Below are 21,360 nucleotides of genomic sequence, written 5' to 3' on the forward strand. Positions count from 1 at the left end.
CTCACCGGTCATCGCGGCGAGGAAATCGTTACGTGCAGTATCAATATGCCGCGGCCCGACGACAAGACCCAGCAGCGTACTGGAATATTCTCCGCCCCGCTCTTGCCAGACCCTTCCCCGATATCGATACTCCTCGTAACGAATTCCAGGATGCGCTCAAGGAGGACCGCATGGCGACCGTGGGAACCGACAAGAACCCCCTGCTGGAGAAGCCGCTCATCCACTTCGGGCGGCGGGTGCTGGACCGGACCGCGCCGGGCATGGCACCGGCCGAGTACCGCCTCCTCCACCTCACGCCGATGACCGCGCACATCGGCGCCGAGATCGACGGCGTCGACCTGTCCCGGCCGATCGGCGAGGACCTCGCGCACGAACTGCGGCAGGCGCTGCTGGAGTGGAAGGTGATCTTCTTCCGCGACCAGCACGCCTTCGACGAGGCCGCCCACCTGGCCCTGGCCGCGGTGTGGGGCGAGCCGGAGCCCAACCCGTTCTTCCCCAAGGGCGACACCCTCGGCGTATCACGGCTCGCGAAGGACGCGACGGCGGTGGGACAGGAGAACATCTGGCACAGCGACCACTCGTTCATGGCCGCACCCGCCCTGGGCTCCGTGCTCCGCTCGATCGAGGTGCCGGCGGCCGGCGGCGACACGATGTGGGCCGACATGGGCGCCGCCTACGACAACCTCGGCGCCGAGATGAAGGCGCGCGTCGAGGGCCTGACCGCCGTGCACGACTGGGAACCCAGCTGGGGCACCTTCATGACGCCGGAGCAGATCACGGCGCTGCGCTCGACCCTGCCGACGGTCGAACACCCGGTCGTCGTACGGCATCCGCGCACCGGCCGCAGGACCTTGTACGTCAACGAGCCCTTCACCACCCGGATCGTGGGTCTGCCCGAGGACGAGAGCCGCGAACTCCTCCACGAACTGGGGCTCCAGGCACGCGTCCCCGAGTTCCAGGTGCGGTTCCGCTGGCAGCCCGACTCCATCGCGATCTGGGACAACATCGCCGTCCAGCACTACGCGATCAACGACTACTACCCCCAGCGCCGCGTGATGGAGCGCATCGCGATCGCGGGCGTCCCGCTGTCCTGACGATCCGCGCCCCATGCCCCCGCCCGGCCCGTCAAGGAGAACCGTGACCAGCCCCACCCTCGACACGATCGGCCTCGACCGCGCGCTGAACGAACTGCGCCACAACGCCCGGTCCTGGACGGCCGCTTCACTCGCCGAACGCATCGGTCTGCTCGAACGGCTGCTGCCCCGCATCCGGGACACCGCGGCGGACCTCGCCGGGGCGGGGGCCCGCGCCAAGGGATACGAGCCCGACTCCCCCTGGGCCGCGGAGGACTGGACCGGCGGCCCGTGGGCGCTGGCCCAACACGTCAGCGCACGGCTGCATGTTTTGCGCCGCCTCGCCGCCGGCCGCGCACCGCTCCCGGAGGGCGCGGTGCGCGAGCGGGACGGCCGCACCCGGGTGACGGTGTTCCCCGCCGCCGCCTTCGACAGGCTGCTCCTCAACGGCTACTCGGCCGAGGTGCGGATACGGGCCGGGGTCTCGGCCGACCAGGTACGCAGGCGGGCGGCCGCACCGTACCGTCGGCGCGGCGTGCAACACCCCGGGGTGGCTCTGGTGCTGGGCGCCGGGAACGTCGCCTCCCTCACGGCGACCGACATCCTCCACAAGCTGTACGCCGAAGGGCAGGCGGTCCTCGCCAAGATGAACCCCGTCAACGCCTATCTGCGCCCCCACTTCGAGCGGATCTTCGCCGAGTTCATCGAGCGCGGGTGGGTGCGGTTCGTGGACGGCGGCCCCGCCGAGGGCGCCTACCTCACCGCCCACGACGACGTGGACTCCCTCCACGTGACGGGCAGCGACCGTACCCACGACGCCATCGTGTGGGGCACCGACGAGCACGCCGAACGCCGGCGGGCCGCGGACACCCCCCTCGTGGACAAACCGTTCACGAGTGAGCTGGGCGGGGTCAGTCCATGCGTCGTGGTGCCGGGGCCGTGGAGCCGGGCCGACTTCCGCTACCAGGCGGAGCACATCGTGACGAGCAAGATGAACAACTCCGGCCACAACTGCATCGCCAGCCAGGTCCTGGTGGTGCCCCGCACCTGGGACGGCACCGAGCGGCTGCTCGAGGAGATCAGACGGGTCCTGCACGCCCTCCCCTCCCGCACGGACTACTACCCCGGAGCCGACCGCCGCCTCGGGGCCGTCCTGGCGGCGCATCCGCGAGCCGAGCGCCTCGCCGGCGACGGCCGGATCCTGGTCCCGGACATCACCGACCACGACGACCCGCTCCTGACCGAGGAGGTGTTCGCCAGCGCCCTGGGCGTCGTGCGCCTGCCCGGCGAGACCCCCGCGCAGTTCCTGCGACACGCCACCGACTTCTGCAACGACGTCCTGCCCGGCACGCTGGGCGCCACCGTGATCGTGCATCCCCGCACCGAGCGAGCCCACTCCGAGGCGTTCGCCTCGGCACTGGACGAACTGCGCTACGGCACCATCGGCGTCAACTCCTGGTCCGCGGTCGGGTTCCTGCTCGGGTACACCCCGTGGGGCGCCCACCCCGGCCACACCCGGCAGGCGATCGGCAGCGGCACCGGCTTCGTCAACAACGCGTTCATGCTCACGGACGTGGAAAAGACCGTCGTACGCGCACCGTTCGCCCCCGCACCCCGCGGACTCCTCACCGGCAGCCCCTCGCTGTCCCCCAAGCCGCCGTACTACGTCACCAGCCGCACGGGCCTCACGACCGTCGAACGGGTCACCCGCTTCACCACCCAGCCGCACTGGGCCCGGCTGCCTCCGATCCTCTCCTCCGCCCTGCGCGCGTGACCGCCGGCGCCCGCGGCACATACCTGCCTCGTGTACGGGAGCCGGCCGCCGCCTACTGGACGCGGATGTGCACGGTCTGCTGCGGGATCCTGTTCCGTGCCGCCTGTGCCTGCAACTGGTCGACCAGTTCGGACTGCGATCCCAGGACGGAGAACGTCAGGGACGGCGCCCCTCGCCGGGTCAGTTCGACGCGGTGGCTCACCGTGAACAGCCAGGCGCCGTACGTGCGCTTCAGACGGGTCACGTCCGCCCACGCCACCGCGGCCCGCAGCGCGCCGAACTGGTCGGTGAGGACCAGGCCGTCGGCGTAGAGGTAGCACCTGTTCAACTCCAGGGCGGCGGAGGCGCGGCGCCACCCCAGCCTGAGGCAGAACCAGACGAGCAGCACCCCCGCCACGACCGCCAACCTGAACAGCACCGATGGAGGCCTCGTGATGAGCAGCATGCCGAACGCCAGCACGCCCAGCGCGGCGATCGTCCGCCACGCCATCTGCCCGAGCGCACCCGGCACCCCCGTGACGGCGTAGGTCCGGTACCCGCCGCCGAATCCGATCTCTCGCGCGCGCTGTTGCAGCCCGGCACGCCGTTTCTGGGACAACCCGTCTTCTCCTCACCCCGATGCGCCGCCCGCCCCGACGGCCGACCGCGTCGTCCACCGTCCCAGTGCGCGCTCCCGCGTCCATCAGGGGAAGCACTGAATCCACCACGTAGAAACGGCGAGTGGGCCCCGCGCCGCCCCTCAGGCGGGGTGCCGGTCGGCGGACAGGAGCCATCGCCGGCGGCGGCGCTCCGTGACGAGGGTGGCACCGACGAGGACCCACACGAGGACCGCCGCGTACGTGGGCCAGGCGAACCACGCGGCGATCGCGGCCGCGGCGAGCTGGAGCAGCACGAGCAGGACCGTGACCCACCCCGGGACGGGAACGATCACCTGTGCCTTGTCCCCCGGGGTGGCGAGGACGGTCGGCAGACCGATCAGCACGACCACGGCGAGGGCGGCGAGCGGCCACGAGTACGCGGACAGCGCCCACGGGGTGGCCACCCAGGCGACGAGTTCGGTGGTGAAGCGCAGCGCGGATGCGACGCGGTCGTCCGGTCTCTCCAACGCGGTCCCCCCGTGAGAAGTGTTGAACCACCGGCGGGCGATCATACGACGATTCGTGCCGCGACGAGCACAAAGGGCGCACACAGCTGAATGGCTGTACGTTTGGTCGGACGGGACGAGTGACCGTCGTCTGCGGCCGCCCAAGGGGTACCCGGTCCGCACTGGGCGTGCCGCGAGGGGCTTACATGACATCGCAGCAGGCGCCGAAGCAGCGCTCGAAGAGGATGCGGGTGGCCTTGCCGATCCCCGTGCTGACGCTCTCGTTGGCCGCCGCGGGTCTGACGGGCGCGTGCACGTCGCAGGCGGCCGACCGTTCGCAGGCGCCCGCCTCCGCGAGCGGGACCACGGCCCGGACCATCACCACGGGCACGGCCGGGACCGCGACCGGCGGTGCGACCAGGACCGCGAGCAGCAGCGCACCCGCGTCCGCGACCAGTCGCGCCGCGACGACCGCGACGAGCAGCGCGGCGAAGAACGCCGCCACGACCTGCGTCGACAAGGTCTACGGCGGTATGACGGCCGCGCAGCGCGTCGGTCAGCTCTTCATGGGTTCCGTCACGCCGTCCAAGCCGAGTCAGCAGCAGATCCAGCTGATGCGTCAGTACCACGTCGGGTCGGTGTTCCTCGCCGGGCGCAGCACCGCGGGCACCACGGCGACCAGGACGCTCGTCAACAGCCTCCAGGCGAAGGCCGACACCGTGGCAGGTCGTCGCCTGCCCCTGCTGGTCTCCACCGACCAGGAGGGCGGCCAGGTGCAGGTGCTGTCCGGCCCGGGGTTCTCGACCATGCCGAGCGCGCTCGTGCAGGGCTCCTGGTCGACGTCGTATCTGCGCAACGCGGCCACCACCTGGGGCAAGCAGCTCAAGTCGGCCGGGGTGAACCTCAACCTGGCGCCCGTGGCCGATGTCGTGCCGGCCGCTCTGGGCCGCAACAACGCCCCGATCGGCCGCTACGACCGCGAGTTCGGGCACACGGCCGCGACGGTGACCCCGCACAGCAACGCGTTCGCGGCCGGCATGGCGCAGGCGAAGGTGCTGGCCACGCTCAAGCACTTCCCCGGGCTCGGCAATGTCCGCGGCAACACCGACACGACGGCGAATGTGGTCGACTCGGTGACGACGACCACGAGTTCGAGCCTCGAACCGTTCCGCTCGGGGATCAAGGCGGGCGCCCCGTTCGTCATGATCTCCTCGGCCATCTACAGCAAGATCGACGCGAAGCACCAGGCCGTGTTCTCCTCGACGGTCATCCAGGGGATGCTCCGCAAGAACATGGGGTTCAAGGGTGTCGTGATCTCGGACGACATCGGCCGCGCGGTGGCCGTGAAGGCCGTGTCCCCGGGCAACCGGGCCGTCAACTTCCTGTCGGCGGGCGGTGACGTGGTGCTGACCGTCGACCCGAGCCTGATCCCCGCCATGACGACGGCGGTGCAGAACCGCATGGCGCAGAGCTCGGCCTTCCGGACGCAGGTGAGCCAGAGCGTCCATCGCGTGCTGACGGCGAAGCAGCAGGAGGGACTGCTGACCTGCGGCTGACGGCGCGCCGGCACCCGGCGTCGAGCCGAAAAGGATTTCGGCGGCCGGGTGCCGTCGCTCAGGATGACCGTCATGCAGCACATCGAGTTCCTCACCTACCCCGTCGTCGGCCCGCGCTCCGAGCTCCTGTGGGGTATCCGCATCGACGGCAGGGATCTGCGGATGTACGCCGCCGACGCCACCCGCCCGCTGTGGCGGCGGGAGTTGGAGGACGACGGACCGCAGGAGCGGGAGCGCTTCGTGCTCACCCAGCACGGCGGCCTGTACGCCTCCGAGATCACCGACCCCGTACGCCACTTCCTCGGCGACCCGGCGCCCGAGTTCGCCCGGCCCGCCGACCCCGCGCTTCCGGTGCTGGGTTGCTCGTGCGGCATCTGGGGCTGCTGGCCGCTGCTGACGGTCATCGACGCCACACCCGAGACCGTCACCTGGTCCGCCTTCCGCCAGCCCTTCCGCGAGCAGTGGGGCGAACTGCCCATGGGCCCGTACGTCTTCGCCCGCACGGCGTACGAGGAGTCGCTAACCGCCCCGACCCGCCTCGCCGGTGATCCGCTCGGGCACCTCTACGATCAACCCGTCACCGAGTAGGAGCGGGCGCCCGTGCCGGCCAGGCCTCCGGCGTCGGCGATCAGGTACTCGTCGCGGATCGGGCGGCCCGCGAGCCAGGACTCCAGGATCTCCCGGGTGCCGGCCGCGTAGCGGGCCTGGGCGGACAGGGAGGAGCCGGAGATGTGCGGGGTCATCCCCTGGTGCGGCATGGTCCGCCAGGGGTGGTCGGCGGGGGCCGGCTGCGGGTACCAGACGTCGCCCGCGTAGCCCGCCAACTGCCCGGCCCGCAGGGCGCGGTCGACGGCGTCCCGGTCCACGATCCGCGCTCGGGCGGTGTTGACGAGGTAGGCGCCGCGCTTCATCCCTGCCGAGCAGTTCGTCCCCGAACAGGCCTTCGGTCTCCGGGTGGAGCGGGGCGTTGACGGTGACGACGTCACAGCGCGGCACCATCTCGGCGGCCGAGGCGTGGAAGGTCAGGCCCAACTCGTGTTCCACGGACTCGGGCAGGCGCGTGCGGTCGGTGTAGTGCAGCCGCACGTCGAAGGGGACGAGTCGGCGCAGCACCGCGAGGCCGATGCGGCCGGCGGCGACCGTGCCGACATGCATACCCTCCAGGTCGTACGAACGGGCCACGCAGTCCGCGATGTTCCACCCCCCGTCCAGCACCACCCGGTGCGCGGGCAGGTAGTTGCGCACCAGCCCGAGGATCATCATCACCACGTGCTCGGCGACACTGATGCTGTTGCTGTACGTCACTTCGGCGACCGTCACTCCGTGGGCGATCGCGGCGTCCAGGTCGACGTGGTCGGAGCCGATGCCCGCGGTGACGGCCAGCTTGAGGTTCTTCGCGGCGGCGATCCGCTCGGCGGTCAGGTACGCCGGCCAGAACGGCTGGGAGACGACGACGTCCGCGTCGGCCAACTCCCGGTCGAAGACGGAACCTTCGCCGTCCTTGTCGGAGGTGACGACGAGGGTGTGGCCCGCCTTCTCCAGGAAGGAGCGCAGGCCGAGTTCGCCCGAGACGCTCCCGAGGAGGTGGCCGGGGGTGAAGTCGACGGCCTCGGGGGTGGGGGTGGTCTGGCCGCCCGGATAGTGGTCGATGACGGGGAGGTCGTCGCGGGCGTACGTGGTGGGGTATCCGTCGGTCGGGTCGTCGTACAGGACGCAGAGGACCTTGGCCATGTCGCGGCTCCTCAACTTGGCTCGGACTGGACGTGGTTCACGATCCTCGCCACCGTTCGCGCCGGTCAAAACGTTCCTCGCTATGGCCGTATAGCCGTCGGCTATCGGCCTTCACCAAGCGGTTCGAGATCTCAGGGTGGTCCGGTGGAAGCAGAGGACGACGGCGGTGTCCGTGGGGGCCATCTGATCAACAACCTCCGCGAGGACCTCCGCGTCCCTGACCTGGGGTAATAGAGTAAGGATCAGGTAAGTCCAGCACCTTTGATCTTGAAGTGAACATGAAGCCGCTGTGAACATTCAGCGACTTTCGTTCTTGATCAAGGGAAGCACTGTGCACCACGCCAAGCGCCTGAGACGTACCGCCGTGATCGCGGCCGCCGCTCTCACGCTCGACATGATGCTCGCGGGTGGTGGGGGAACAGTCGCTTCGGCGACTCCCCTCGTGTCGCAGAGCACTGAACAGACGGACCCCGCGAGCGGTGACGCCGCATCGGCCTTGTCCAAGGCCGCCGACACCGGTGAACCGGTCCGCATCGAGGGTCTGGACGACGAGTACTCGACCACCTTCGCCAACCCGGACGGTACGCTCACCACGCAGATATCGGAGGGGCAGCAGCGGGTAGCCAACTCCGATGGCACCTACAGCGCTGTCGACCTGAGGCTCAAGCACTCCGCCGCCGGCTGGGTCCCGCGCAAGTCGCCCGTCCGGCTGCGCATTTCGGGCGGCGGTTCCCGAACCGCCGTCACCATGACCCAGAGCGACGGCTCGAAGGTCGGTGTCGGCTGGCCCTCGAAGCTGCCCGCACCCAAGATTCGCGGCGGTGTCGCGACCTTCCGGGTCACCGCCACCGAGCGGCTGGTCGTATCGACCACCGCCACCGGGTTCACCGCGCACGTCGTGCTCACCGAACGACCCACGAAGCGGGTCTCCCTCACTCTTCCGCTCGTCCTCGACGACAGCCTGAAGGCCCATCAGTCGACCGACGGCGCGATCGCACTGCGCAGCAAGGTGCCGGGGGCCACCGTCGCGTCGGCCCACCAGTTCACGATGTGGGACTCCGCGCACGGCGGCGAGCCTCTCCCCGATGCCGAGCACAAGGTGGCCACCACCCTGACCAAGGCAGCGGACGGCACGCCGCGGATGCAGCTGCGCCCCTCGATGAAGTTCCTGGACAGCCCGCACACGGTCTACCCGGTGACGATCGACCCGGACATCTCCTCGCTCAGCCGCAATGGCGACACCTACGTCTACACGGGCAGCACCACACCTGAGATCAGCAACTATCGCCTGATGGTGGGCACGTTCGACGGCGGCACCACCAACTACCGCTCCTACCTGAACTGGAAACTCGATGCCCTTCAGGGCAAGCACGTGGTCAGCGCCAACCTGAAGCTGTACCAGTACGACGCCAACACCTGTACGCCCCAGCCGACATCGATCCACCCGTTGAACGGCAACTTCTCGGGCTCCACGGTCTGGTCGAACAAGCCGGCCGCCGACTACACGGGCTCATGGTGGATCAGCGACAGCTTCAACCACGGTGACGAGACCGACGGCTGCAGCAACAGCTCCGAGACGATCGACATCACCAAGATCATCAAGGGGTGGGTGGACGGTACCCACGCCCAGCACGGCATCCAGCTGAACAACGCCGACGGCGACTACACGTACGGCAAGCGGTTCTGCTCGATGAACCCGGATTCGTCGCACTCCGTCTGCTACACCTCCACCCGCGAGCCCACCCTCGCCGTCACCTACAACACCCTGCCCGCCAAGCCGTCGGGCCTGCAGGCCACACCCGGCAGCACCTCGGGCAGCGCCTCCTACGTCACTTCCACCACACCGGCGCTGTCCGCCCTGGTCAACGACGCCGACTCCAACAGCCTCACCCCCCAGTTCTCCGTCGCCAACAGCAGCGGCACCGTCCTGGCCACCGGCTCCGCCGCCTCCGTCGCCGCCGGCTCGAAGGCGACCTGGAGCGTTCCGGCCGGCGTGCTCTCCGACAAGACGACGTACAAGTTCCGCGTCCGCGGCTACGACGGCACGGACTACTCGGACTGGTCGGGCTGGCTCAGCTTCGCCGTGGACACATCCAAGGCCCCCAAGCCTGCGGCGGATCTGCCGACAGCACCCCAGACCGGCGCCACCCAGACCCTCACCCCGATCCTGTCCGGTGTCGTCTCCGCCCCGTCCGGAAACCTGGTGCAGGCCGACTTCCTGCTCTACGACAGCGGCGGCGCGGCGCTCGGCGGAGCACCACTGGCCACGGTCGGAGCGGACAACGGCGCACGCGCGGCCGTCCAGGTCCCGGTCGGCCTGCTCAGCGACGGAGCCACCTACACCTGGAAGATGCGGGCCTGCTCCAACAACCTCTGCTCCGGCTACACCGCCCCGCAGACCTTCACCGTCCGCCTTCCCCAGTCGACGACGGCGCCGACCACGACCACCAAGGTCATCACCGGCTCCGCTCTCACCCAGGCAACCGTGGACACCGGAGCGAGCGACTGCTCCGGCGCCGCCTGCACCGGCTCAGCTGCAGCCACCTTGAAGGTCGGTGCCTCCGGCACCACGCACTGGCGCAGCTACATCCGCCCGGACCTGTCCGCGCTGCCCGCCGGTGCGCAGATCACCTCGGCGACCCTCAGCATGGGCACCGCGGCGTGCCTCGGCAGTTGCGAGGCACACGACGTGGAAGTCCACCCGCTCAATACCGACTGGTCCAGTACCGGAACCGGCACCGACCTGGTCGCGGCGGCCAGCGGCGACACGCTCGACCTGAGCGCCGCCGATCCGGCCGCGCTCGACGTCACCTCCGCCGTACAGCTGTGGCTCGACGGATCGAACCCCGACCAGGGGCTCGCCGTCCAGGCCGCGGACGAGGGCTCCGACACCACGACGGGCACCACCTACCCGGCCTCGGGCACCAAACTCACGGTCACCTACATCGCCCCGGGCGCCCCCGACGCACCCACGGCCGTGATCGCGACGCCCACCGCGAGCGGCCTTCTGGTGAACTGGAACGCGCCCGAGAACACCGGCTACTCGGGCGACATCAGCTCCTACCAGGTCACCGCCTACGCCGCCGGCACCACCCAGGCCGCGCAGGTCGAGGTCGACGCCGCAACCGGCGGCACCACGGCCGTACTCACCGGCCTCACCAACGGCACCGGATACACCGTCACCGTCACGGCGACCACCGACAACGGCACCAGCGCGGCGGCGACGTCCGCGCTGACCAAACCCGCCGCACCCCACAGCAAGAGCACCACCGCGTACCAGTCGATCGTCCAGCAGTATCTCGACGCCCGCAGCGGCCTGCTCACCGGCACCTACGCGAGCGCGGACGCAGCCGTGTCGGCCAAGGCCGACGGAGCCTCCTTCAGCGCCCAGCTGCACACCGAAGAGGACGACCTGCTCGCCGAGAAGGCCCACGACGCGGGTGACGGGCTTGGTTACTCCGCCATCACCGCCACTCTGTCCGGCACCGCCACCGGCCCCCTGGGCACCGGCTCGGACCTCGTCTACACGCACCACACCGGCGCAGCCACGATGACCGACGGCACCGCCCAGGACGAGGAAAACGCCTTCGAGGTCTACATCTTCGACACCAGCGGAACGGTCCCCGTCCTCTCCCAGATCCTCTCGGCGGACGACTTCCTGACCAGCTTGTCCGCCTCCGGCAACGCGGCGGCGCAGGTCGCTCTCGACGACGACACCACCGACGCCGCGGCGCCCGCCATGGACGCCTTCTACACCGACGGGGATCCCCTCCCCACAGGAACCGCGTCCTCCACCGCCGGCTACGCCTCCTTCACCCGCAGCGGCGTCGCCAACTGGGCGTCCAAGCACTACAACGACAAGGACGAACTCAGAACCGACTGCACCAACTTCGCCTCCAAGGCCCTCAACAGGGGCGGCGGCGCGCACATGGAGTACGGTTCGATCCTCGACGTCACCCGCAGCCCGTGGCAGTGGTGGCGCAAGTCGAAGTCGAACATGACCTACTCCTGGTCCGCCGCGAACAACTTCGCCCACTTCATGGCCAACGAAGACAGCGTCACCTGGGTCCGCAAGATCAGCGACATCGTGCCCGGCGACATCATGCTGCTGGAATACGCGGGCGACGGAGATTCCAACCTCGACCACGCCGGCGTGATCTACTACGCCGGTTCCACCACCGGCTCCGTGCTGGTCTACCAGCACTCCAGCAAGTACAGGAACACGACCCTTTCCGCGATCATGAAGCGCCGCAAGGGCGTCACCGTCTACGTCGCCCACATCACCCCCCACTGGTACTGAGGTGAAGATAAAACGCAGCCATGTGCTGTGGCTCTCCCTGGCGCTGGTCGTCCTGCTGGCCGCAGGCACCGCCGCCTGGGGCGCGCCGCGCGACCAGTGGGACTACCGCCGGGTGAGCCGGGCGGGGTTGCCCGCGGTGACCTTCACCGGCGACAAGACCACCCCCGACACGCTCAAGCTGTACATGCAACTCTTCGTGGAGCGAGTGCGTGACGGAGACGTGGACGGCCTGGAGGACCTGTCCTGGCACGACCACTGGTTCGCCCGCCGCACCGAGGCGGCGGGCGCCCGCTGGCTCATCCGCAGCTATGGAAAGGGCGCGGCGGGACCGGTCACCATCAACATGACCGAAGAGGATCCCTACGACGTCCGAGGCGGCACGATCCACTTCCGCCGCACCGGACAGCAGCAGGACTTCACCGTCTTCAAGCAGAACGGCCTGTGGCTGTTCGCCATCGCCCCGGACTGGAACAAGTCACCGAACTCGTCCGGCAGGCAGCCGCTGAAGGCCTGACATGAAGGAACACTGTTGCGAGGCCAGGACCTCGTCCCGAGCCTCGCAGCAGTGTCCTGTCCTGGCCCGTGCGTCGGGATCAGCGGCCGGGCGCCACGGTGGCCCACTTCCAGCCGCAGGACCCGGCCGCGCGCAGCAGCGACCTGGGCCCGCACTCCGTGCGCTACCGGCGCGCGATGATGCTGCCGGCCTCGGCCGGCGGGAACCGGGTGCCGGTGATCGCCCGGTTGGTGCAGGCCGACACCCGCCCCACCAAGCTCGACCAGCCCTTCACCCACCCTCGGCATCCAGGTAGGTGCGCAGGAGTTCGTCCAGCGCGTCCCGTACGCCCGCCTCCCGGGCCACCGTCAGCAGCGCGGCGGTGAGCACGGACGGCGGCTCGTCCGGTCCGGTCACAAGGCCCACCCGTGGGCCGTGCGCGGGACCCTCCAGCGGCACCACCCGCATCCCCTCCGGCACCCCGAACATGTGCAGCCAGGCGTGCGAGATCACGCTCGACCAGCGTCCGCCGGGCAGGTGCGCGTACAGGCCGGCCACGGAGTCCGACTCGATCGCGGGAGCCGCCGTCGCGCCGTCCGCCGCGAAGCACTCGTCGATGATCCGGCGGTTGCGCATACGCGGGCCGAGCAGGCACAGCGGGAGCGACGCGGCGAACGCCCAGCGCACGCTCGGCGCCCCCGCGAGCGGGCCGTCGACGGGGGTGAGCAGGACGTACCGCTCCTCGTACAGCGGCAGCCGGCCCCCGCCGCCCGGCGGACCGCCGTCCAAGTAGGTCATGGCCGCGTCCAGTTCGAACTCCGTCAGCCCCTGCGTGATGTCGGAGGAGGACAGCGATTCGATGCTCACCCGGGCCCGTGGATGACGCTCGCAGAACGGGTTCGTCAGCAGGGCGGCCACGGGCAGGGCCGTGGGCACGACCCCGAGCCGCAGGGTTCCGCTGAGTCCGTCACGCAACGCCGACAACTCCTGCTTCAGGCCGTCGCGTTCGGCGAGGATGCGATGCGCCCAGGCGAGCACCACCTCGCCCTCGGGGGTCAGCCCCTCGTACTTGCGGCCCCGCCGGACGACCGGCACGCCCAACTCGTGCTCCAGCCGCCGTATCGCGGCCGACAGCGAGGGCTGGGAGACGTGACAGGCGGCAGCCGCTCGGACGAAGTGGCGTTCACGGGCGAGCGCGACCAGGTACTCCAGCTGGCGCAGCAGCATACGTGCCCCCAGGACATAGGGTTCCGGTGTGGCGACTTACAGCATCGGGCAGGCCGCGCGCCTGTTGGGAGTGAGTCCGGAGACCGTCCGGCGGTGGGCGGACGGCGGTCGGCTGTCGATGGGCCGGGACGGCTCGGGGAACCGGTTGATCGACGGGGCGGGGCTCGCCCGGTTCGTCCAGGAGCGCGCGGCCGGTGACCTGCGGGGACTTCCCGATGAGGCGCCCGCCACCTCGGTACGCAACGCCATGACGGGCCTCGTCGTCGCGATGTCGATGGACGACGTCGTGGCCCGGGTGGAGGTGCAGTCCGGTCCGCACCGGGTGGTCTCCCTGGTCACCCGCGAGGCGGTGGAGGAGCTGGACCTCGCGGTCGGCGTGACGGTCACCGTGCGCGTGAAGTCGACGAACGTGCACGTCGAGCGGTCGTAGGCACGGGCTGCGGCGGGTCGGGCCGGCACGACAGGGCGGCTCGCAGGTCGAGGCGGTCGGTGAGACGGGAGAGGTCGCGGCCGGTGAAGTGCTCGATGCGCTGGATCCGGTAGTGGACGGTGTTGACGTGCAGATGCAGGGCGTCGGCCGTGCGGGACCAGGAACCGTCGTGGGCGAGGAACGCCTCCAGCGTGTGCAGCAGCGCGGCGGCGGACGCGTCGCCGGGCTCGAGCAGCGGGCCCAGGACGGTACGGCTGTAGGCGGCACGGACGTCCTGGGGTATGCCGCTGATCAGTGTGTCCAGGGTGGTGAAGGTGGTGGCGTCGGCCAGCGCCGACGCGCGCGGGCTGGTCGCGCGTGCGGAGTTCAGGGCGTAGCGGGCCTCGGCCAGGGCGCCCGGCAGCGCGCCCGGGTCGGCGGCCGGTGCGGCGAGTCCACCGTGCAGGAGGACGTCCGGGGCGCAGGCCGCGACCGAAGGCCAGGCCTGCACCAGGGACTTGGCGACCTCCTCGGGTACGACGGCGAAGGCCGAGCCGTCCGGCAGCCGCCCGAGGACCGCGAAGGCGGCGGCGGGGGTGGAGGCGGCGGTGGCATGGGCGATCGCCTCCGCGAGGGCGGACTCTGCGAGGGCGGACTCTGCGAGGTCCGGCCCGGTGCGGGCCATGTGCCGGATGCTGGTGCTGGTGCCTGACTCGCCCTTGTCCGCGGTCTCCCCGGCGACCGCACTCGCACTCCCGGCCGCGGCCCCCGTCGTCACGACCGTCGCCGTCGCCGTCGCCGCCACGATCACGCGGTACGGCCCCTGCGTCGGCGCCCCGCACCCTCGCATCGCGTCCGCGACCGACCGGCCGTCCTCGCGGGCGGCCAGTGACCTTCCCAGGCCGTCGGCCGCTCGACGCCCCGCCGCGCGGCGGCGGCGGCTCAGCGTCTCCTGGCAGCGGCCCAGCACCGCGGCGACCTCGTGCAGCAGCCGCGGCGGGGCGGTGGTGGCGTCGGGCAGAGCCAGCGACCAGCGGTCGTAGGCGGTGGCCACGCCCGTCTCCACGGCGACCGTCAGCCCGCTGCCGCCGCCCGTCACGGCGTCGCGGGCCGGGATCGGGGCCGCGCCCGGCGTGGCCGCCACGGTCCGGCCCGCCGGGGTCAGGACGTACGCCGGTGCCCGGTCGAGGTGGGCGAAGACGGTGGCCAGGACCGCCGCCGGGTCGGCATCCTCCGCGACCAGCCGGTCCAGCCGGGCGCGGACGTGCTCGGGCAGCGCCTGATGGCGGCTCAACTCGCCCCAGTGCCGCAGGTACACCGTGTCGGTGATCGCGCGGAACATGACGTGGGCGGGGACGGCCGCGACCGGCACGCCGTGGCGCTCGCACGCCTCGACCAGGTCGTCGGGGACCGAGCCGTGGGTCTCCTCGCCGGCCAGCAGCGCGGCGGCGCCCGCGTCCTTCAGCGCGGACACGAAGGGCTCCGCCCGGCCCGCGCTCCACCACACCAGGCCGCTGAGCACGACCTCGTCCCGGCGCACGAAGCGGGCCGGGTCCGCGAGGTCGGTGACGGTGACCCCGCTGGTCTCGCGGCGCAGCAGCGTGTCCTCGCCCCAGAGCAGGCGCAGGCCGAGGGACTCGTCCCGCAGGAGGTGTTCGACGTGCATGGCGCTCCGGCTCCTCGTCCGACCGCCGGCGACGGCGGTGACCGGCACCCGCCGTTCTCACATTCACCAGGCAGGTGCGAGTCATCGCATGGTAAGTGCCAAGTGGAGGCAGCGGAATGCCTCTTGGTCGATCCTCCAGATGCCGCCCCGGAAAAACCCCGGTTTCCGTGTGGTGAACCAGTCGTCCGGGCCGGGGCGCGGTTGCTTCACTGGCGCTCATGGACCTGAACACGGTGGTGGAGATCCGGGACGCGCGCCATCCCGCGCCCTGGCTGCCCGGCGATGCCTGGCTCGGCGGCGGGACCTACCTCTTCTCGGAGCCGCAGCCGCGCCTGCGCCGCCTGGTGGACCTGAGCCGGACGGGCTGGACACCGGTGGAACCGCTCCCGGACGGCTCCCTGGAGATCGCCGCCACCTGCACGATCGCCCAGCTGTCCAGGTTCGCGCGCGCCAGTGCCCGTACGGCGGCGCCGCTGTTCGAGCAGTGCTGCCGGGCCTTTCTCGCCTCGTTCAAGATCTGGAACATGGCCACCGTCGGCGGCAACGTCTGCAACGCGCTGCCGGCCGGCCCGATGATCTCCCTGATGGCCGCCCTCGACGGGGAGTGCCTGCTGATCGCCCAGGACGGGAGTCGACGGCGGGTGCCGGTGGCCTCCTTCGTGACGGGCGCGGGCCGCAAGGACCTGGCCGCGGGCGAGTTGCTGCGGTCCGTCACGCTGCCCGCCCGCGCCCTGGACCGCCGTACGGCCTTCCGCCAGGCGTCGTTGTACGGTCTGGGCCGCTCCGGGGTGCTGGTCATCGGCACGCTGGACCCGCTCGACGGCTCCCTGGCGATCACCGTGACCGCCTCGACCGTCCGCCCGGTCCGACTGCGGTTCCCGCACCCGCCGACCGCCGCGGAGTTGCGGTCGGCGATCTGCTCGGCCGTCGCCGAAGGGGAGTGGTTCGACGACCTCCACGGACTGCCCGAGTGGCGGCGGCACATGACGCTGCGCTACGCGGAGGAGATCCGCCGGGAGGTGACCCGGTGAGGATCGAGGTCAACGGCCGTACGCACGAGGAGGATCCGCGTCCCGGCCAGTGTCTGCGCACCTATCTGCGTGAACGCGGCTGGTTCGGAGTGAAGAAGGGCTGCGACGCGGGCGACTGCGGTGCCTGCACGGTCCATGTCGACGGCGAGCCGGTGCACAGCTGCCTGTACCCGGCCTTCCGCGCCGACGGCCGTGCGGTCACGACGGTCGAGGGGCTCGCCTCCCCCGACGGCGAACTCCACCCGGTGCAGCGGAGGTTCCTCGACGCCCAGGGCTTCCAGTGCGGCTTCTGCACTGCCGGCTACCTGATGACCACGGCGGCCCTGGACCGGGAGCAACTCGCCGACCTGCCCCGGGCGTTCAAGGGCAACCTGTGCCGCTGCACCGGCTACCGGGCCATCGAGGACGCGGTGCGCGGCGTCCGGCACGTGGAGAGCCCGGAGGCGGGCGAGTCCGTCGGCCGCAACCTGCCCGCCCCCGCCGGACCCCAGGTGGTCACCGGCACGGCCCGCTACACCTTCGACATCGACGTGCCGGGCCTGCTGCACATGAAGCTGCTGCGCTCCCCGCACGCGCACGCCCGCATCGCCGCGATCGACACGGCGGCGGCCCTGCGCGTGCCGGGCGTGCACGCCGTGTTCACCCACCACGACGCCCCCGAACGGCACTTCTCCACCGCCCGCCACGAACACCCCGAGGAGGACCCGGACGACACCCGGGTCCTCGACGACACGGTCCGGTACATCGGCCAGCGGGTCGCCGCCGTCGTGGCCGACAGCGAGGCCGCCGCGGAGGAGGGCTGCCGCCGCGTCGAGGTGACGTACGACGTGCTGCCCGCCGTGCTCGACCCGGAGGAGGCGATGCGGCCGGGCGCGCCCGTCGTGCACGACAAGGACGCGACGACGGCCCGCATCGCCCGACCGCGCGACAACGTGGTCGGCGAGGCGCACGGCGAGATCGGTGACGTCGAGGCGGGGTTCGCCCAGGCGGACGCCGTGTACGAGGCGACCTTCCGCACCCAGCGGGTGCAGCACGCCAGTCTGGAGACGCACGGCGCGGTGGCCTGGTTCGACGAGGACGGCCGGCTGACGGTGCGCACCAGTTCGCAGACGCCGTTCCTGACCCGCCGCGCCCTGTGCGCGCTCTACGGCCTCCCCGCGGAGAAGGTGCGGGTGGTGGCGGGGCGGGTCGGCGGCGGCTTCGGCGGCAAGCAGGAGATGCTCGTCGAGGACGTCGTCGCGCTGGCCGTGCTGCGGCTGCGGCGGCCGGTCAAGCTGGAGTACACCCGCGCCGAGCAGTTCCACGGCGCCACCACCCGGCATCCGTTCACCGTCCGGGTGAAGGCGGGCGCCCGCCGCGACGGCACCCTCACCGCCCTCCAGCTGCGGGTCGTGGCCAACACCGGGGCGTACGGCAACCACGGGCCCGCGGTGATGTTCCACAGCGTCGGCGAGTCGATGGCGGTCTACCGCGCCCCGCACAAGAAGGTCGACGCCTACTCCGTCTACACGCACACCGTCCCGGCGGGCGCCTTCCGCGGCTACGGCCTCGGGCAGGTGATGTTCGCCGTCGAGTCCGCCTTCGACGAACTGGCCCGCCGACTCGGCCTGGACCCGCTGGAGTTCAAGGCCCGCAATGTCATCGGCTCCGGTGAACCCATGGTCACCCCGGGCGGGCACGAGGAGGATCTGCACATCGCGAGCTACGGCCTCGACCAGTGCATCGGCATCGTCCGCCGGGCTCAGGCGCGCTACGCGGACGAACGTGCCCCGGACGGCTGGCTGGTCGGCGAGGGTGCCGCGCTGGCGATGATCGCGACCGGGCCGCCCGGCGGCCACATCGCCGACGCGCGGGCGCGGCTGCTGTCGGACGGCACCTTCGAACTCTCGGTCGGGACGGCCGAGTTCGGCAACGGCACGACCACCGTGCACCGGCAGATCGCGGCCGGTGAACTCGCCTGCACCGTCGACCGGATCACCGTCCGCCAGTCCGACACCGACGTCGTGCCGCACGACACCGGGGCGTTCGCGTCCACCGGGGTGGTCGTCGCGGGCAAGGCCACGCTGCGCGCCTCCCGCGCCCTCGCCGACCTGCTGCTCGACTTCGCCGCCGCGCATCTGCGCGTCCCGCGCGCCGACTGCCGGCTCGCCGACGAGGCCGTACTGCACCCGGGCGGGCGCCTGCCGCTCAAGGAGCTGTACGCCTCGGCCCGCGCGGTCGGTGTCGAGTGCGCCGCCGACGGGCACTTCGGCGGCACCCCGCGCTCCGTCGCGTTCAACGCGCAGTGGTTCAGGCTCGCCGTCGATCCCGGCACGGGCGAGATCCGCATCCTGCGCAGTGTGCACGCCGCCGACGCGGGCACCGTCATGAACCCCATGCAGTGCAGGGGGCAGGTCGAGGGCGGGGTCGCGCAGGCGCTGGGTGCCACGCTCTTCGAGAACGTACGGATCGACGCGCGCGGCGAGGTCGAGACGGCCGCCTTCCGCCGCTACCGGCTCCCCCAGTACGCCGACATCCCGCGCACCGAGGTCCACTTCATGGAGACCACGGACGCCATCGGCCCGCTCGGCGCCAAGTCGATGAGCGAGAGCCCCTTCAACCCGGTGGCGCCCGCCTTCGCCAACGCGCTGCGCGACGCGACCGGCGTCCGCTTCACGGAACTCCCCCTGACGCGCGACCGGGTGTGGCTGGGGCTGCGGGACGCGGGGGTGGCGGAGGGGACCTGAGCCCGTCCCCGGCGGTGACGGGGGCCGGGGAACCCGGCGGTAGCGGGGGCCGGGAACCCGGCGGTGACGGGGGCCGGGAACCCGGCGGTGACGGGGACCCGGGAACCCGGCGGTGGCGTGGGCCCCGGGGACCCGGCAGTGACAGGTACCCGGTAACCCGGCAGTGGCACGGACCCGGGGACCCGGCAGCGCCACGGGCCCGGATCGCGGTGGCGTTCACACCACGAGCAGGCGCAGGCCGAGGTCGGCCGTGTCGAGCCCGGCCAGCTCCCCGTTGCGCTCGGCCCAGCGGCCGGACGCCAGATCGTCGCCGAGCGCGCGCACGGCCCGCCGCTCCGCCTCGGGCCCGACCCGCGTCCAGACCGACATCGCGCGGCGCACCCGGTGGTCCAGATACGCCCCCGGGCGCCGCCAGTACGCCTCGAACAGGCCGTCGGCGCAGTCCCACGGCACCAGCACCGGCTCCGCGCGGGCGCCGAGCGCGTCGGCCATGCCATCCAGCGGGGGAAAGTCCGCCAGGAGGTCGCCGAACTCGGGCAGATAGTCGCGGGTCAGCCAGAACCGGTCCCGCCATCCGGGCTCGCAGGCGTCGAACGTCAGCACCACCACCCGACGGGCCACGCGGCGCATCTCGCGCAGGCCCGCGATCGGGTCGCGCCAGTGGTGGACGGTGGAGACGGCCATCGCCGCGTCGAAGGACCCGTCGGCGAAGGGAAGCCGCTCCGCGGCGGCGGCCACGCAGCGGGCCGCGCCGGCGGGCCGCTGCGCCCGCATGACCGCCGACGGCTCCACCGCCGTCACGTCACGGTCGCCGGGCTCGTAGGAGCCGGTGCCGGCACCGACGTTGAGTACCGTCCGCGCGCCTTCGAGAGCGGCCCAGATCCGCGCGGCGATCCGCGGGTCGGTGCGCCGGGTCGCGGTGTAGGCGCCGCCGATCGCGTCGTAGAGCCGCGCTCCGAGCATCTGGAGCTGTTCCTCCGGTGTCACCGTCGCCCCCGTCGCCCGCGCCCGCAGTTCGTCGTCGATGGCCGCCACCATCGCGTCGGCGTGGGCGCGCCGTTCCAGCAGCAGGGCGCGCAGCCGGCGCAGGTGCGCGACCGCGTCGCCCGCCGGGTCGCCGACCAGGTCCGCGACCTCCCGCAGGCCGAACCCCAGGCGCCGGTAGGCGAGTACCTCGCGCAGGCGTTCCACGTCGCCGGGCGAGTAGGCCCGGTATCCGGCCGCGGTGCGCGCCGACGGGCGTACCAGCCCGATCTCGTCGTAGTGATGCAGCGTGCGGACGCTCACGCCCGCCAGCCCGGCAACGCGTCCCACCGTCAGGTGCTCCTCCACGGCGTCGACTATGCGGCCTGACGTGGCGTGAGGGTCAAGCCGCAGACCTCGGCGGGCCGCGGTCGGTGCACGCTCAGCCGGTGTGCTCCACCACCGCGTCGATGATCTCGGGCCACAGCTCGCGGGGGCGGTCGTGGCCCATGTCGGGGATGATCAACAGCCGTGCGCCGGGCACGAGTTCGGCGGTGCGGCGGCCGCCGCTGACATCGATCAGGGTGTCGTCGAGACCGTGCACGACCAGGGTCGGCACGTCCAGCTTGCGCAGGGCGTCGGCGCGCGAGCCGCTGAGGATCATCGCGCCGAGATGGCGGCCGACCCCGGCGGGGTAGTAGGCGCGGTCGTAACCGGCGGCGGCCGCCTCGCGGAGCACCGCGGGATCGCCGTACCGCTTGGATGCCCACACCAGGTCCCGGTCCGCCGCCGCGATGTAGCCCTCGCGGTCCGACGGCTTCGGGGTGAGCAGCGCCGCCTGGGCCTCGGGGGTGGGGCGGCCGTACTCCTCCTCGCCGGTGGAGGACATCATCGACGTCAGGGTCAGCACCCGGTCCGGCCGGATGACGGCCATCGTCTGGGCGATCATTCCGCCCAGCGACGCTCCGACCACGTGGGCGCGTTCGATGCCGAGCACGGTGAGCAGGTCCAGGCCGTCCTCGGCCATGTCCTCCAGCCGGTACGGCACCATCGCGACGGCGGTCGCCAGGTCGCCCGAGGTCACCGCGGCGACGAACCGGCCGACGTCCACCGGGTGGTCGTCGAACCTGGTGGACAGGCCGGTGTCCCGGTTGTCGTACCGGATCACATGGCGGCCGCGGTCGGCCAGCGCACGGCAGAAGTCCTCGTGCCAGGCGATCATTTGGGCGCCGTAGCCCATCACGAGCAGGACCGGAGGATCGGAGGGGTCGCCGAACGTCTCGTAGGCGAGGGAGATTCCGGGGGACACTTCGGCGATCGGCATGAG

At 71.6% G+C, this 21,360-nt stretch carries 16 protein-coding genes and 1 pseudogene; 9 read left to right on the forward strand and 8 right to left on the reverse strand.

All coding sequences use genetic code 11. The annotated features are described in order from the left end of the window. The first annotated feature begins 170 nt into the window (after positions 1-170). Together WN71_RS24185 and WN71_RS24190 are read left to right on the forward strand one after the other, a co-directional pair. Positions 171-1,094, forward strand: a complete 924-nt coding sequence (locus WN71_RS24185; RefSeq protein ID WP_046588151.1) for a TauD/TfdA dioxygenase family protein — start codon at positions 171-173, stop codon at positions 1,092-1,094. Positions 1,095-1,137: 43 nt separating this feature from the next. After that, positions 1,138-2,847 carry an aldehyde dehydrogenase family protein gene (locus WN71_RS24190; protein ID WP_240529739.1) on the forward strand — a complete coding sequence of 570 codons (1,710 nt, stop codon included), beginning with the start codon at positions 1,138-1,140 and terminating at the stop codon, positions 2,845-2,847. Positions 2,848-2,899: 52 nt separating this feature from the next. On the opposite strand, the gene WN71_RS24195 is transcribed toward WN71_RS24190, so the two are convergent. The 3 genes from WN71_RS24195 to WN71_RS42855 all read right to left on the reverse strand — a co-directional run bounded on the left by WN71_RS24195 (position 2,900) and on the right by WN71_RS42855 (position 4,451). Then, complete coding sequence (locus tag WN71_RS24195; RefSeq protein ID WP_052743104.1) at positions 2,900-3,445, reverse strand: hypothetical protein; 546 nt, start codon at positions 3,443-3,445, stop codon at positions 2,900-2,902. A 141-nt stretch (positions 3,446-3,586) separates the two neighbouring features. Beyond that, positions 3,587-3,952 carry a hypothetical protein gene (locus tag WN71_RS24200; protein WP_046588263.1) on the reverse strand — a complete coding sequence of 122 codons (366 nt, stop codon included), beginning with the start codon at positions 3,950-3,952 and terminating at the stop codon, positions 3,587-3,589. A 181-nt stretch (positions 3,953-4,133) separates the two neighbouring features. Next, positions 4,134-4,451 carry a hypothetical protein gene (locus WN71_RS42855; protein WP_063777714.1) on the reverse strand — a complete coding sequence of 106 codons (318 nt, stop codon included), beginning with the start codon at positions 4,449-4,451 and terminating at the stop codon, positions 4,134-4,136. Between the two features lie 13 nt (positions 4,452-4,464). Here WN71_RS42855 and WN71_RS24210 point away from each other — a divergent pair, with 13 nt between their 5' ends. Beyond that, positions 4,465-5,487, forward strand: a complete 1,023-nt coding sequence (locus WN71_RS24210) for a glycoside hydrolase family 3 N-terminal domain-containing protein (protein WP_063777715.1) — start codon at positions 4,465-4,467, stop codon at positions 5,485-5,487. 72 nt (positions 5,488-5,559) lie between these two features. After that, a complete protein-coding gene (locus WN71_RS24215; protein WP_143074869.1) occupies positions 5,560-6,075 on the forward strand; it encodes a hypothetical protein in 516 nt (171 codons plus the stop codon). Here WN71_RS24215 and WN71_RS24220 read toward each other — a convergent pair. Then, a pseudogene (locus WN71_RS24220) lies at positions 6,057-7,218 on the reverse strand (NAD-dependent formate dehydrogenase). The gene WN71_RS24215 and the pseudogene WN71_RS24220 overlap by 19 nt on opposite strands. Positions 7,219-7,660: 442 nt before the next feature. Here WN71_RS24220 and WN71_RS24225 point away from each other — a divergent pair. Then, on the forward strand, positions 7,661-11,518 hold the full coding sequence (locus tag WN71_RS24225) for a DNRLRE domain-containing protein (RefSeq protein ID WP_167382953.1): 3,858 nt from the start codon (positions 7,661-7,663) through the stop codon (positions 11,516-11,518). Position 11,519: 1 nt separating this feature from the next. Then, positions 11,520-12,032 (forward strand): hypothetical protein, encoded by a 513-nt coding sequence (locus tag WN71_RS24230; RefSeq protein ID WP_143074870.1) that lies wholly within the window; start codon positions 11,520-11,522, stop codon positions 12,030-12,032. A gap of 270 nt (positions 12,033-12,302) precedes the next feature. Here WN71_RS24230 and WN71_RS24235 read toward each other — a convergent pair whose 3' ends face one another. Next, a complete protein-coding gene (locus WN71_RS24235; protein WP_046588166.1) occupies positions 12,303-13,238 on the reverse strand; it encodes a LysR family transcriptional regulator in 936 nt (311 codons plus the stop codon). A gap of 28 nt (positions 13,239-13,266) precedes the next feature. On the opposite strand from WN71_RS24235, the gene WN71_RS24240 reads away from it, so the two are divergent. Then, complete coding sequence (locus WN71_RS24240) at positions 13,267-13,668, forward strand: TOBE domain-containing protein (RefSeq protein WP_046588168.1); 402 nt, start codon at positions 13,267-13,269, stop codon at positions 13,666-13,668. Here WN71_RS24240 and WN71_RS24245 read toward each other — a convergent pair. Then, a complete protein-coding gene (locus WN71_RS24245) occupies positions 13,622-15,313 on the reverse strand; it encodes a helix-turn-helix domain-containing protein (protein WP_046588169.1) in 1,692 nt (563 codons plus the stop codon). The two genes, WN71_RS24240 and WN71_RS24245, sit on opposite strands and share 47 nt — an antisense overlap. Positions 15,314-15,531: 218 nt before the next feature. Between WN71_RS24245 and WN71_RS24250 the strand changes: the two genes are divergently transcribed. Further along, positions 15,532-16,344 carry an FAD binding domain-containing protein gene (locus WN71_RS24250; protein ID WP_046588172.1) on the forward strand — a complete coding sequence of 271 codons (813 nt, stop codon included), beginning with the start codon at positions 15,532-15,534 and terminating at the stop codon, positions 16,342-16,344. Then, on the forward strand, positions 16,341-19,070 hold the full coding sequence (locus WN71_RS24255) for a molybdopterin-dependent oxidoreductase (RefSeq protein WP_046588174.1): 2,730 nt from the start codon (positions 16,341-16,343) through the stop codon (positions 19,068-19,070). The genes WN71_RS24250 and WN71_RS24255 overlap by 4 nt, the downstream gene beginning before the upstream one ends. Before the next feature lie 216 nt (positions 19,071-19,286). Here the strand turns inward: WN71_RS24255 and WN71_RS24260 are convergent, their stop codons facing one another. Both WN71_RS24260 and WN71_RS24265 read right to left on the reverse strand, forming a co-directional pair. Further along, the gene (locus tag WN71_RS24260; RefSeq protein WP_046588176.1) at positions 19,287-20,384 is read right to left on the reverse strand and encodes a MerR family transcriptional regulator; all 1,098 of its coding nucleotides are present in this window, start codon (positions 20,382-20,384) and stop codon (positions 19,287-19,289) included. A 91-nt stretch (positions 20,385-20,475) separates the two neighbouring features. Continuing rightward, positions 20,476-21,357, reverse strand: coding sequence for an alpha/beta fold hydrolase (locus WN71_RS24265; RefSeq protein ID WP_046588178.1), 882 nt, complete (start codon positions 21,355-21,357; stop codon positions 20,476-20,478). Between the last annotated feature and the right edge of the window lie 3 nt (positions 21,358-21,360).

The sequence above is a fragment of the Streptomyces mangrovisoli genome (genome assembly GCF_000974985.2).
GTDB classification, from domain to species: domain Bacteria; phylum Actinomycetota; class Actinomycetes; order Streptomycetales; family Streptomycetaceae; genus Streptomyces; species Streptomyces mangrovisoli.